Below are 13,801 nucleotides of genomic sequence, written 5' to 3'. Positions count from 1 at the left end.
TATGTCCACATTGTAACGAATATGCCTGAAAAAGTTTGTTATAATGTGTCATCGCGCCCATTTTTTTTCGCTTGTTATTTTGAGAGGTTTTAGCAAGTTTCGTCATATCCTGAAGGCTATTCACTGCGAAGGTGGAAGATCCCGCAGTTTATGGCGTTTACTTGGACTCTAGGCTTATATTGCCACTCCATCTCTTGCTTGCGACTTTCCCATTGAGCAGCAACTTGAGGCTTCGCTGCTTCGTCACTGTCCTCATACAATTCACTGTAATAGTTATCTACTCTTGCCAGCTCATCCATCATCCGGTCATGAGCAGAGGCGGCCCAACTATGATCAGTCTGCTTAAGCCATTTCTCCAGATGCTGCTCGAGAATAGTCCGGGCACGGGTAATGGTGACCTGCTGCCGGGGAATGTGACCATTGACCGGAAACCTGGGGGACAATTTCTTGTGCAAAAGGGTTTCGTGGAAATGGGGGACGAGCTGTCCCGTAGTAAGATTAATGCCTAAGGAATGAAGCTCATCTCGTTTCATGTCACATAGGAATTCAATTTTGTAATTCACAACGAGCCAGGACGTATAGGCAGAAGAGAAGGGGGCTCGAGAAGCGGCGCCCGGTTCCTCGAACATCTGAACATATCTTCCGCCTGCTTTGACCACCTGGAATAACTGCTCCAGCCTTCGGCTGCCATATGTGACGTCATCTTTAGTAATTCTTCCTGGTCCAGCTGGAGGCGGAACTACGATGCCAAAATAGCGGCCCAAGATTGTATCCGTATTAGGTAAAGGTGCACCTCCACTTCCGCTTTGGCCTTGCTCCTGGGCCGTGTTCTGAGCGCTTTTCCTTGCTTCAGCGGCAGCCTCCTCCGCTTGCAGCTTCTCCGGGTCGAAGACGAACTTGAAGCTCATCGTCTCCGGGGGTGTCCCCGTTCGATCGATGAAGCTCCAGTAATAAGTTCGGTTAGTTAAGCTTTTATCTGCCTCTGGTGAAAGCTTGACGGTCACATAGGCCGGATTTTTTTCTATGATATGACAATCGGTGGTCTCCAAATATCGCATCACGAATTTTTGGATTTGCTTCGTATTCATAAGTCCCTAGTTCACCTCGCTCGGAATCGTTTGTCCAACTCTATTCAAGATGGCCTGGGCCAACCCAGGTATCTCAGGTTGTTTCTTGGTCACTTCTTCCGCGATATCGTTGAATTTCTGACTTAAATTATCCAGCTGTTTCTTAACGTCATCGTCTGATTGAGACCCGACAATAATTTTGAATAAGCTGTTTTCGAGGGAGTTGTTTTTCTCAATCTGCTCAAGAATATCGTCCAGCCCGCCAATTACAAGCTCAAACATATTGATTTTCTCATGCAGTAAGGACAGAATATGCTCCTCAATCGTTCCTTTGGTTGACAGGTTGAATATATTCACATTCTCAGTCTGACCTAGGCGGTGGACGCGTCCGATTCGCTGTTCTACACGCATAGGGTTCCAAGGTAAGTCAAAGTTAATGATGTTATGGCAAAACTGAAGGTTAATGCCCTCACCGCCTGCTTCGGTTGCAACCATCACTTGAGCGCGATTGCGGAATAAATCCATCATCCAGTCTTTTTTGCCTCGGTTCATCCCGCCGCGGTAGGAGACAGCCAGTAAATTATTTTCCCGGAAAAACTTCATCAAATATTCTTGCGAGGCTCTGTATTCCGTAAACACGATCACTTTATCGTCGAGCTCGCGGATCAGCTCCAATGTTTTCTCTGCTTTCGTATTCGCCTTAATGCTCTTGATCAGCTCAACAAGCTCCCAGATTCGCGCTCGGATCGGAGAGTCTTCTTCCGTTTTCTTGAACAAATTGATTAAGGTGATGAACACGGCGTCACGGCTGCTGCACACTTCCCTTTGCAAGGTTACGAGAGAGAGCAAGCTTCCTAGATCGCCAGAGCTTTCGGCATCCTTATATCGGCCTTTGACGAAGTTACAGACGCCATCATAAAGTGCCATCTCCTCGGCAGATAAAGTGAGCGGGATGTTCTTGACCACACGTTTGGTGAAGTTCATATCGCCCTCACCGCGCCGGTTGCGAATCATGATCTTAGACAGCTCATGCTGCAGCCTATCTTCGTTCTTGGGCATTCGTTTGTCGACTACAAAGTTGGAGGCAAAATGATCCACACCACCCAATTGGCCCGGCTTCAGAAGCGTGATCATGTTATATAGCTCGCTCAGGTCATTCTGAATCGGTGTTGCTGTGAGCAGCAAGCAGTATTTCTTCCGTAATTCGGAAACAAATTTGTAGTTAGTTGTCTGTTTGTTCTTTAGCTTGTGCGCTTCGTCGATGACGAGCATGTCATAATCTTGATTGATGACAATATCTCGATGGGGTTCGCGTTTGGCCGTATCAATCGAGGCTACGACAACGTCATATTGCGTCCACATGTATTCCTTCTTCTGAGCAACGGCAGGGATGCTGAACTTCTGGTTCAATTCTCGAACCCATTGCAGAACGAGAGAAGCGGGTACGAGAATAAGTATTTTACGGACGAGGCCGCGGATTAAATATTCTTTCAGAATCAGCCCGGCTTCAATCGTCTTGCCAAGACCAACCTCGTCGGCCAGAATGGCTCTGCCGCGCATTTCGTATAATACTTTTTTGGCCGTGTCGATTTGATGCGGCAACGGTTTGATCTGGGATATATGACTCAGACATTGCAAATCTTCGAAGCTTTCGACCAGTCCGGACTGTTCAGCTTCATAGGCTAACTGGTATTGAGTATAATCGTCCCAAGGTCCGTTCTTCAGGGTACGCATCTCCAGCTCCTCGAACCATGAGCGGTCAAAATGAATGTTAAGTCGGTCGTGAATGGGTCGAATATGCTCGGACGGGTCACTTTTAAACATCAAGGCACTCCTCTCAAAGGAAACTGTTAGAGTAGTATTCACCAAATAAAGAGGAAACATAACTTTTCTCTTTCATCAGAGCGCAGGTTGTTGTAAAATGGTCTATGTGTTAAGCAAAAACGGCTTTTTCGTCCTAATAGACGGTTAAATAAGAGCAATAGGATGCAATCGAATAAGAGCGGATGAAAGTACAAGGAGAGATTACCGGAGCATCTGATGCGGTCGGTGACGCCGAAGGAGTAAGCCAATTGGTGAATCTCTCAGGCAACAGGGACTTGTGCTGGACGCATCTCTGGAGAGCGCCGGTACGCCGATTGGGCGAATTGAGGCCACCCAAGGGGTAACTTTCGAATCGCGCTGCAAGGATGAACAGCTTGGCGGCCGAAAGGGAACTCTCAGGTACAAGGACAGAGCAAAGAAATGTAGATCGTTACATTTTTTTGCTGTGTCCTTTTTTTGCTGCAATGGATGGTCAAGAAAGATGGCGAACGGAAGACGCCATGTTTTTAGGGGAAGGCTATGGTTGACAGATCGTAACTATATCAAGTTGAGGTGATTTCATGGCAGGATTGAAGCAAACTCCGCTATATCCGCTCTATTCCAAGTATGGTGGGAAAACGATTGATTTCGGAGGCTGGGATTTGCCGGTGCAGTTCACTGGCATTCAGAATGAGCATGAAGCTGTACGGCTTCGCGCGGGGCTTTTCGATGTTTCGCATATGGGCGAATTTATGGTATCAGGCTCCGGGGCTTCTGCATTCTTACAGCGATTGACTACAAATGATGTGACTAAGCTCGAGATTAATCAGGCACAGTATAGCTTGCTGTGTTACCCCGATGGCGGCGTCGTAGATGACTTGCTAGTCTATAAGCTGGGTGACGAGCGATACATGTTAGTTGTAAATGCTTCGAATATCGATAAGGACTTTGCATGGTTGGAGAGTCATTTGGGTGCTACAGAAGATGTGACGCTTGTTAACATCTCCGATCTAACTGCGTTAATCGCCCTGCAGGGACCATTATCATTGGGAATTATTGAGAAGCTGACGGATGCTCCTGTTGCAGAGCTTCGATCGTACCGTTTTTTGCCTGAGATTCAGGTAGCCGGAGTAAAAGCCCTTGTATCCCGAACTGGATATACCGGAGAGGATGGGTTCGAGCTCTATGTAGACGCTGAGGATGCTGCAGCCGTGTGGGAAAAGCTGTTGGAAGCAGGAGAAGGTGAAGGACTAATCGCTGCTGGACTTGGAGCGCGTGACACGCTGCGCTTCGAAGCACGTCTTCCCTTGTATGGTCAGGAGCTGTCGGATAAGATCAGTCCGCTCGAAGCAGGTGTTGGGTTCTTCGTGAAGCTGGATAAAGGCGACTTTATCGGACGTGATGCCCTTGTGTCGCAGAAGGAGCAGGGGATCCCTCGCAAGCTGGTTGGTATTGAGATGATTGACCGCGGTATCCCGCGCTCCCATTATCCAGTATTCTCCGCAGACGGCCAGCCGATCGGCGAGGTTACGACAGGCACGCAATCCCCAACTTACAAGCGTAATGTAGGAATGGCGCTGCTCCAAAAGGAATATACGGCACTTGATACAGAGGTGTTCGTGGAAATTCGCGGCAAGCGGTTGAAGGCTGTCGTTGTCAAGACTCCTTTCTATAAAAGAGTTCAAGGGTAATCGTAACTGTAAAGGTCGAAGGGTGCATCGAAGAAGTTGTTACGACAAGAGTGTAATTCCAAAAATAAATGTGTACAGCTGAAAGGAGCTTATCATACATCATGACTCACCGTTACTTACCGATGACTGATCGGGACAAAGAACAAATGATGGAGACGATCGGCATATCCTCCATTGAGGAATTGTTTGCCGATATTCCGGCCCAAGTCCGCTTCCAAGGGGAGCTCGACATTCCGCAAGCATTGACTGAGCCTGCCATGCTTCGTCATATGCGCAAGCTTTCTGGCTTGAACGCTGACTTTGACCGCTACGCCAGCTTCTTGGGCGCTGGCATCTATGATCACCATCTGCCAGTCGTGATCAATCATGTGATCTCGCGGTCGGAATTCTATACCGCGTATACGCCTTATCAGCCGGAGATCAGCCAAGGCGAGCTGCAGGCGATCTTCGAGTTCCAGTCGTACATCTGTGAGCTCACCGGCATGGCCGTGGCGAACGCTTCGATGTACGATGGTTCAACTGCGCTGGCCGAAGCGGGGGCGCTGGCCAGCGGTGCTACGAAGCGACGCAAGCTAGTGGTATCGCGGACGGTGCATCCGGAAGCGCGCAACATCCTGAGCACAACGGCGAAAGGATTGAATCTTGAGGTTGTCGAGGTTGGCTACGCCGATGGCGTGACAAACCTTGAGCAGCTTGCGGCGACGATCGACGGCGATACCGCCGCGGTTATCGTGCAGTCGCCGAACTTCTTCGGCTGCGTGGAGGATCTGTCGGCGATCGAGCCGCTGATCCACGCCGCAGGCGGGCTGCTTGTAGTGAGCAGCAACCCGCTCTCGTTAGGGTTGCTTGAGGCGCCGGGCAAGCTCGGCGCTGATATCGTCGTCGGCGACGCGCAACCGTTCGGCATCGCCGCTTCGCTTGGCGGGCCGACGTGCGGATTCTTCGCCGTCGCTGACAAGTGGATGCGGCGTATGCCAGGCCGCATCGTGGGGCAGACCGTCGACCGCGACGGGAAGCGCGGTTTCGTGCTCACGCTGCAAGCGCGTGAGCAGCATATTCGACGCGAGAAAGCGACGTCGAACATTTGCTCCAACCAAGCGCTGCTGGCACTGTGCGCTTCTGTCTACTTGTCCACGATGGGCAAGCAAGGGTTACTTGACGTCGCTAACCTGAACGTACAGAAGGCCCACTATGCTTCTCGCGTGTTAAGCTCTCATAAAGGAATTGAAGTCAAATTCAACTCTCCTTTCTTTAATGAATTTGTCGTTAAGCTCGGAGACGATATAAATGTGAAAGAAGTGAATGCCAAGCTGCTTCAGGAAGGGTTCATCGGCGGTTACGACTTGGGCCGCGACTATCCGGAGCTTGCTGGTCACATGTTGGTTGCTGTTACTGAACAGCGGAGCAAAGAGGACATCGAACAGTTCGCTGCTAGATTGGAGGAGGCTGTTAACTAATGAAACATGATAAAGCACTTATATTTGAGTTGAGCCAACCCGGCCGTGTAGCCTATTCCTTGCCAGACTGCGACGTACCTCAAGAGGATGTCTCAAGCCTTATCCCATCATCACTCCTGCGTGCCAAGCCTGCTGAGCTGCCTGAAGTATATGAAGTAGATGTCATTCGCCATTATACAGCTCTTTCCCGTCGTAACTTCGGGATCGATAACGGATTTTATCCGCTTGGCTCTTGTACGATGAAATATAATCCTAAGATTAATGAAGATGTAGCTCGTTTTCCGGGCTTCGCCAAGATTCACCCTTATCAGCCGGAAGAATCGATCCAAGGCGCTTTGCAGCTCTTGCATGAATTGCAGAACGATCTTGCTGAGATCACTGGAATGGATCACGTTACGCTGCAACCGGCAGCTGGAGCCCATGGAGAGTGGACTGGGCTGATGATGATTCGTGCATATCATGAGAGCCGCGGAGAAGTGCGTACGAAGGTAATTGTGCCTGACTCTTCCCACGGGACGAATCCTGCCAGCGCAACAGTTGCAGGCTTCGATACGATCACGATCCCGTCGAATGACAAAGGACTAGTGGATCTGGATCAATTGCGCGCTGCCGTAGGATCAGACACTGCCGCATTGATGTTGACCAATCCGAACACACTAGGTTTGTTCGAGGAGCAGATCGTCGAGATCGCTCAGATCGTGCATGAAGCTGGCGGATTACTCTATTACGATGGAGCGAACTCCAATGCAATCCTTGGGATTGCTCGACCAGGCGACATGGGCTTCGACGTTGTTCACTTGAACTTGCATAAGACGATGAGCACCCCTCATGGCGGAGGCGGCCCTGGCGCCGGTCCTGTCGGTGTGAAGGAGAAGCTTGCTCGCTTCCTGCCGGCGCCAATGGTTGTCCGCTCGGAAGAAGGCGTCTACTCATTCGATTATAACTACCCAGAGACAATTGGTCGTGTGAAAGGGTTCTACGGCAACTTCGGGATCCTAGTTCGTGCCTACACTTACATTCGCACATTGGGACCAGACGGTCTGCGCAAAGTATCCGAGTACGCGGTATTGAACGCCAACTACATGATGCGCCGTCTTGCGCCTTACTACGACGTGCCTTACGAACGCGCCTGCAAGCACGAATTCGTTATGTCCGGCCGCCGTCAGAAGAAGCTCGGTGTGCGTACGCTCGACATCGCGAAGCGCCTGCTTGATTTCGGCTATCACCCGCCAACGATTTACTTCCCTCTTAACGTGGAGGAATGTATTATGATCGAGCCAACGGAAACCGAGAGCAAAGAAACGCTTGACGGCTTCATCGAGACGATGATTCAGATCGCGCAAGAGGCTCAGGACAACCCGGAGCTAGTTATCAACGCACCGTACACAACAGTCGTGAAGCGTATGGATGAGACACAGGCTGCTCGAAAGCCGGTTCTGAACTGTACTTGCGGTTAAAATAAGCTTGGATCTACACCGTCGTCCATAATCGGACGACGGTTTTTGATGTTCAGTGTACGCTTCGAGAACGGAAAATCCGCTTTAGAAGCGCCGAGCAGGGCCCGCCAACCGCTGTAAAGCGGAAAATCCGCTTTAGAAATTATTGGACGTACAATTATTATTTAAATGAAAACCGTCAGAGACTAGATCGGCAACTTTTTTGAAATACCCCTCAAAGTGGTGTAGGATGTAGAGATGGAATCTATGATTCAGGAGGGATAGCAAGTGGCAGACTCGTCACCTCAACATACAAGTTCAGCTCCAAACCTAACAACCTGGAGGTTTATTCATACAGGTCTGCGCTCACCGGCGGAGAATATGGCAATCGATGAAGCTATCCTGACTGCACACAGCGAGGGGCTTGTGCCGCCTACAGTACGATTTTACGGCTGGAATCCACCTACATTATCTATTGGTTACTTTCAAAAGGCTGAGAGTGAGGTAGATTTTGCGGCAGTGGAACGGAGCGGTGTTGGATTCGTCCGAAGAGCGACCGGCGGACGCGCCGTACTTCATGATCAGGAGCTCACATATAGCATTATCGTATCGGAAGATTACCCGGGTATGCCCACGACAGTGAATGAGGCCTACAAAGTGTTAAGCGAGGGATTGGTGCTCGGCTTCCGCAAGCTGGGGTTACGGGCGGAGATGGTTAGTCTCGCTTCCGAGGAAGAGAAGGAGAAGTATTCGACCGCCGGATCAGCCGCATGCTTCGATTCGCCTTCCTGGTACGAACTGGTTGTCGAGGGCCGCAAAGTTGCAGGCAGCGCCCAAACGAGGCAAAAGGGTGTCGTGCTGCAGCACGGGTCAATCCTGCTTGAGCTTGATATTGAGCTGTTGTTCTCCCTGCTGCGATTCTCAAGCGACAAGCTTAAGCAAAGAATGATGGAATCCTTTTCCCGCAAAGCGGTTGCGATTAACGACGTATGCCGGGAGATCGATCACGAAACGGTTACACTGGAGCAAGCAGAGGCTGCGTTTAAAGCAGGCATAGCCGAAGGGCTAGGCATCACGCTTGTGGAAGGGGAATTGACTTCTTTTGAGATCGAATTAGCCGACAAGCTCGCTCGGGATAAATATGGACATGAAGAATGGAACCTTAAGCGCTAAACGCCTTCGGTTCCTTTCCTATCTTTTCTTCCACCAGCTTACCAATACCCGCTCACAACAATTGAATCCGCGCCTCAAAAGCTTCCTGGAGTTTACGCACAATAGGGCCTGGCTGTCCATTATGTACTTGCGAACCATCAATAGTAATAACAGGCGTTACCTCACCGGTCGTGCTGGCGATAAACACCTCATCTGCGGATACCAGGTCTTGGAGCAGAAAAGTTTCTTCAATAAAAGGAATTCGGAGTTCATCAGCCAGATCTCGTATGACCAGCCGAGTTATCCCGTGCAGAATAAGATTATTAGCAGGATGTGTGTAGAGGGTCCCGTTTTTTACAGCGAATACATTGGAAGAACTGCTTTCCGTAACCGTTCCTTCCCGATGGAAGATAACATCATCTACACCTTGATCAATCGCTGTTTGTTTGGCAAGTATGTTGGGTAATAGGTTCAAGGTTTTGATATCACAACGCAACCATCTTATATCTGGTGTTGTTATTACGGAGATGCCTCGCGACATCGATTCGAGCGGTCTTGCAAGCGGTGAGCAGTAGGAGATCAGGACAGGTTCAGTCTGGGCTGGAAAAGCATGTGTTCTGGGTGCCGCACCCCGTGTGATTTGCAAATAAACAGTCCCCTCACTAAGCTGCTCTTTCTCAATCATTTGCTTCAAATAGCGGTCCAGTTGTTCAATAGGGTATGGCATTTGCAGTTTAATCTCTCGCAGGCTGCGTTCTAATCGTGTATAGTGCAGTTCGCTTTCGAACATACGTCCCTTGTATACTCTGAACACTTCATAGATCCCATCGCCGAATACGTATCCCCGATCCAAATAGGAGATTGAGGCCTCATTTCTAGGAATAATCCGATCATTACTTAGGAGCCAATTCATCTTGTCCGACACCTCCATTGGGTTACTTTTGATAATAGTAGCAAGAGGGCATGTGGTTGTCAAAAAACAGTAATGGGTCAAAAAATCAACGAACCATAAATCCAGTGGACAAACAAGCGTTCTCATAGTAAACTGGTTTTCCGGGGATCTGGGCTTGGTGTTGTATAGGACCTGTTTTTTAAAAAAGAGAGATTCATAGAGAAAAAACAAGAGAATGTGATTGTAGTTCCTATATTAGGCGGAAAATAACGGGTCATCTGCTAGATATACCACATATAGTATTGTATAATGACATTCTGGCACAATATATTGTAGAAGTTCTACACGAATTCAGATAGAAGCTACATATCATAATGCATGAAATTTATCAAGTTTTGCTGAAAAGTTACTCTAATTTGGGAGGTTTTCGTTTTGGAAACAGTACAAGCGAAGCGTTTGGAAGGGTTAAGCGAGAAAATATTTTTGGACCGTTATGCCATGAAAGATGCGGATACAGAACATACTAAGGTTGGAGATACCGTTCTCGTTCTTACCAAAGACGACCCGAAATTCCCGAGTAAGGATGTTGGCGAGGTTGTTGCACGCAAAGGGCGTCAAGTGACGATTAAGCTGCGCAATGGAGAGTTGTTCGAATCTACGATTGAGAAATTAACATTAAATGTTGAACATACACCAGAGCAATTGTGGGACCGATTGGCTACAGCAATGGCATCAGTAGAAGCCTCTCCGGAGAAACAGAAGGAATGGAAAGAGAAATTCAATTATATATTGGAGGACTGGAAGCTAGTTCCAGGCGGTCGGATTGCAGCTGGAGCAGGCGCAAGCGATGAGCTCACGCTGTTCAACTGTTACGTTATTCCATCCCCGCATGACAGCCGCGGTGGGATTATGAGCACGCTGTCTGAGATGACTGAAATTATGTCGCGCGGCGGCGGTGTTGGGATCAATTTGTCCTCTTTGCGTCCTCGCCGTTCCGTAGTTAGAGGTGTTAACGGCTCCTCCAGCGGTGCAGTATCTTGGGGCGGTCTGTTCAGCTATACGACTGGATTGATCGAACAGGGAGGCAGCCGCCGCGGAGCGTTGATGCTGATGATTAACGACTGGCATCCGGATCTGGTCGATTTCATCACCGTTAAGTCAACTATGGGTCAGATTACGAACGCTAACTTGTCCGTTTGCGTCAGCAATGCGTTCATGAAAGCTGTGAAGGAAGATCTGGATTGGGACTTGGTGTTCCCGGATACTTCAGACCCGACTTACAATGATACTTGGGACGGCGACCTGGCCAAATGGCAGCAAGCCGGCAAAGCTGTTCGCACTTACCGTACCGTTAAGGCGCGCGAAGTATGGCACACGATTATTGAATCCGCCTGGAAATCAGCGGAGCCTGGCGTAGTGTTCATGGAGTACTACAACCAGATGTCTAACAGCTGGTATTTCAACCCGATTATTTGTACGAATCCATGCGGTGAGCAAGGGCTGCCAGCTTGGGGAGTATGTAACTTGTCAGCGGTAAATCTATCTAAATTCTATGATGAGAAAAACCATGATGTAGCTTGGGATGAGCTTGGGAAGACCGTTCGATACTCGGTGCGTTTCCTCGATAACGTAATTGACAAGACTCCTTACCACTTTGAAGAGAACCGGATTAACCAGCAAGGCGAGCGTCGGGTAGGTCTAGGTACTATGGGACTTGCTGAGCTAATGATTAAGCTTGAGGTTCGTTACGGCAGTGCGGAATCGCTTGTATTCCTTGATAAATTGTATGGTTTCATGGCTCGCGAGGCTTACCTGTCCTCGGCAGATATTGCCGGTGAGAAAGGTTCGTTCCAGCATTATGATCAAGATAAGTTCTTGCAAAGCGGCTTCATGAAGCAAATGGTAGCTACTTATCCTGAAGTTGGTTCCGCGATCACTAAGAAGGGGATCCGTAACGTAACGGTCATTACTCAAGCGCCTACAGGCAGCACAGGAACAATGGTAGGAACATCAACGGGTATTGAGCCTTATTTCGCCTTCGAATATTTCCGTCAAAGCCGTCTTGGCTTCGACAGGCAGTACGTTCCGATCGCACAAGAGTGGAAGGATAAGAATCCGGAAAAGGATCTGCCGGACTATTTCGTAACTTCGATGAGCCTATCTGCAAAAGATCATATCCGAGTGCAAGCGGCGATCCAGAAATGGGTCGACAGCTCGATCTCCAAGACAGCGAATGCTCCCCATGACTTCACCGTCGAAGAGACGAAGGAATTGTATGAGCTTGCTTTCGACCTCGGTTGCAAGGGCGTGACGATCTACCGTGACGGCAGCCGTGATGTGCAAGTTCTTTCAACTGCTAAGGAAGAAAAGAAGGAAGAGTCTGCTGCTAAGACAGTGGTTGTTGAGGAAGCCGAAGCCGTAACAGCAGCGACAGCACAACCAAAGCATGAATTAGCTGAAATCTCCGACAAACTTGCGGTCACCATTGATCCTAAGACCCAGCAAGTATTCGATAAGCAATACAAACGCCGTCCGCAGATCCTTCGCGGTGCGACTTACAAGTTCAACACGCCATTCGGTATGGCATATATCACAATCAACGACATGAACGGCTCGCCTAGTGAGATATTCTTGAATGTTGGTAAGGCAGGCTCTGATGTATTCGCGATGTCCGAAGCACTCGGCCGCGTCTGCTCCTTGTTCCTCCGCTACGGCGATCACGGCAATAAGGTACAGCTGCTAACCAAGCACTTGAAGGGCATCGGCGGATCTGGCGCCATCGGCTTCGGACCGAACCGCGTCGAGTCCATTGCGGACGCTGTTGCGAAGGCGCTCGAAACCCACATCGGTGAAGACGAATCCGACGACTACGTCACCGCTACACAAGAGGTGACCGCCACAACCGAGCAGCCGACCTACACCTACGCGGCAGCCGTCTCCGAAAGCTCGTCGCTCGACCTGTGTCCGTCATGCGGCAGCGCCTCCCTCGTAAACTCTGAGGGATGCAAGAACTGCACTAACTGCGGATATAGCCGCTGTTCATAAGAATTGAGCCCGGGGTGGTCGCCCCGGTGTGATTTTTCACGAAAAGTTGTAATTATTTCAAAATAAGCTGTAAATTTTATTTCATAATTAACTGTAAATTAAGTTATGCATAAATATGTATAAATATACAAAAAAGGCTTAGGGGCTACTTCCTAAGCCTTTTTCTTTTGGCCAATCTTGCTAAATACTATCATATGCGTGGCGGTGTTTAGGAAGCATACAACTTGGAGAAGGTGATATGAAGGATTTACAACATTAAAAATGGAAAGGGGGGCAGCTATGAAAAAAATTATTGTATCGCCCGGAAAGATATAGTGACGAAAGTTTAACCGGCTATCTAATAAGAGTTTCCCAAGATTTATTTCCCCTTAAATACATTTTCTCCGAGCTTCAAATGTTTGAGGACGTTCAGAGTAAAATTTTTAATTATAACATTGATTTTACAGATATCTCGAGTGAAGATTTGGATTACTTAGCAGCACTTTTCCTAATCAGCAGAGAAAACATAAGTGATATGCTACTTCGGAAGCATGAAACCATAAATGGATATTACCGCTTTTACAATGCTGTCGCCCATACTTCATCATTCACATTAACAAAAGCAAAAGTATGCCCATATTGCTTGGCGGAAAATATGTATTTCCGCAAAGTCTGGCACCACATAAATGTTCTAGCTTGCCCTTACCATGACAATGTGTTAATCGATAAATGTTTTGTATGTGGTGAAATCATTACATGGCAGAAACCGAACATTTTTAAATGTAGTTGCGGTTATGAACACAGCAAGACTAAAGCACCGCGAGCTTCCGAAGAATGTAGAATACTGTCAATGTTAGTATATCAAAAATTAGGGATGTTCAAAGAAAGATCGCTACCGTTGGACCGACACTTTCAGGATATCGCATTACATAACTTCGATGATATTTTCTTCTTACTTGCCTTGTTTATAGGGAAGTTTAGGCATAGACATCAATTTACAAGCACGAAATATACAGTTGATGAAATTTCCGATATTCAAAGAGTTGTGATGGACATTTGTATTGTTAAAAAACGGTATTACCCACTCTTCTGAGTGGGTATATTTTTGTCAAAATAGGATCCTCGGAGGTGTTTACAATTCAACGATTCAGGGCTGGTGCGTTAAGCTAAACATTCCTGTTAAGGCTAAGAAACAGTCTTTGCTAAAAAAGGAGCGCCTCGGTATGATGGGTTTGTCCAAGGGTTACATACCCAACACCATCAAGGAGGCGCTCTTATT

General features: G+C 48.3%; 10 protein-coding genes and 1 riboswitch. Of the genes, 7 read left to right on the top strand and 3 right to left on the bottom strand.

All coding sequences use genetic code 11. The features are described 5' to 3' along the window. Window positions 1-116 precede the first annotated feature (116 nt). Window positions 117-1,088, bottom strand: a complete 972-nt coding sequence (locus AC58QD_RS31510; RefSeq protein ID WP_497339014.1) for a YqhG family protein — start codon at window positions 1,086-1,088, stop codon at window positions 117-119. 6 nt (window positions 1,089-1,094) lie between these two features. Continuing rightward, window positions 1,095-2,891, bottom strand: a complete 1,797-nt coding sequence (locus AC58QD_RS31505) for a DEAD/DEAH box helicase (protein WP_497339013.1) — start codon at window positions 2,889-2,891, stop codon at window positions 1,095-1,097. A 182-nt stretch (window positions 2,892-3,073) separates the two neighbouring features. Next, window positions 3,074-3,178: riboswitch (glycine riboswitch) on the top strand. A 273-nt stretch (window positions 3,179-3,451) separates the two neighbouring features. Here AC58QD_RS31505 and gcvT point away from each other — a divergent pair. From gcvT to AC58QD_RS31485, 4 genes are all read left to right on the top strand, one after another. Beyond that, entirely contained in the window at window positions 3,452-4,561 is a 1,110-nt protein-coding gene (gene gcvT / locus AC58QD_RS31500; protein WP_497339012.1) for a glycine cleavage system aminomethyltransferase GcvT, read from the top strand. Window positions 4,562-4,662: 101 nt separating this feature from the next. After that, window positions 4,663-6,018, top strand: coding sequence for an aminomethyl-transferring glycine dehydrogenase subunit GcvPA (gene gcvPA / locus AC58QD_RS31495; RefSeq protein WP_497339011.1), 1,356 nt, complete (start codon window positions 4,663-4,665; stop codon window positions 6,016-6,018). Then, window positions 6,018-7,475, top strand: coding sequence for an aminomethyl-transferring glycine dehydrogenase subunit GcvPB (gene gcvPB / locus AC58QD_RS31490; protein WP_497339010.1), 1,458 nt, complete (start codon window positions 6,018-6,020; stop codon window positions 7,473-7,475). Before gcvPA ends, gcvPB begins: the two co-directional genes overlap by 1 nt. A 360-nt stretch (window positions 7,476-7,835) precedes the next feature. Further along, window positions 7,836-8,627, top strand: coding sequence for a lipoate--protein ligase family protein (locus AC58QD_RS31485; protein WP_497339059.1), 792 nt, complete (start codon window positions 7,836-7,838; stop codon window positions 8,625-8,627). Window positions 8,628-8,679: 52 nt separating this feature from the next. Here AC58QD_RS31485 and dat read toward each other — a convergent pair whose 3' ends face one another. Next, window positions 8,680-9,519 (bottom strand): D-amino-acid transaminase, encoded by an 840-nt coding sequence (gene dat, locus AC58QD_RS31480; RefSeq protein WP_497339009.1) that lies wholly within the window; start codon window positions 9,517-9,519, stop codon window positions 8,680-8,682. A 477-nt stretch (window positions 9,520-9,996) separates the two neighbouring features. Here dat and AC58QD_RS31475 point away from each other — a divergent pair, with 477 nt between their 5' ends. The 3 genes from AC58QD_RS31475 to AC58QD_RS31465 all read left to right on the top strand — a co-directional run. Next, window positions 9,997-12,543 carry an adenosylcobalamin-dependent ribonucleoside-diphosphate reductase gene (locus tag AC58QD_RS31475; protein WP_497339058.1) on the top strand — a complete coding sequence of 849 codons (2,547 nt, stop codon included), beginning with the start codon at window positions 9,997-9,999 and terminating at the stop codon, window positions 12,541-12,543. A gap of 292 nt (window positions 12,544-12,835) precedes the next feature. Continuing rightward, on the top strand, window positions 12,836-13,615 hold the full coding sequence (locus AC58QD_RS31470) for a TniQ family protein (RefSeq protein WP_497339008.1): 780 nt from the start codon (window positions 12,836-12,838) through the stop codon (window positions 13,613-13,615). Next, window positions 13,584-13,801, top strand: a 218-nt coding sequence (locus tag AC58QD_RS31465) for a hypothetical protein (protein ID WP_497339062.1), incomplete at its 3' end; no start/stop codon positions are given. The genes AC58QD_RS31470 and AC58QD_RS31465, both read left to right, overlap by 32 nt.

It is taken from the genome of Paenibacillus sp. J2R1T-4 (genome assembly GCF_059692235.1).
Note: the sequence above shows the minus strand (reverse complement) of the source record. Positions and strands in the feature narration are given on the sequence as shown.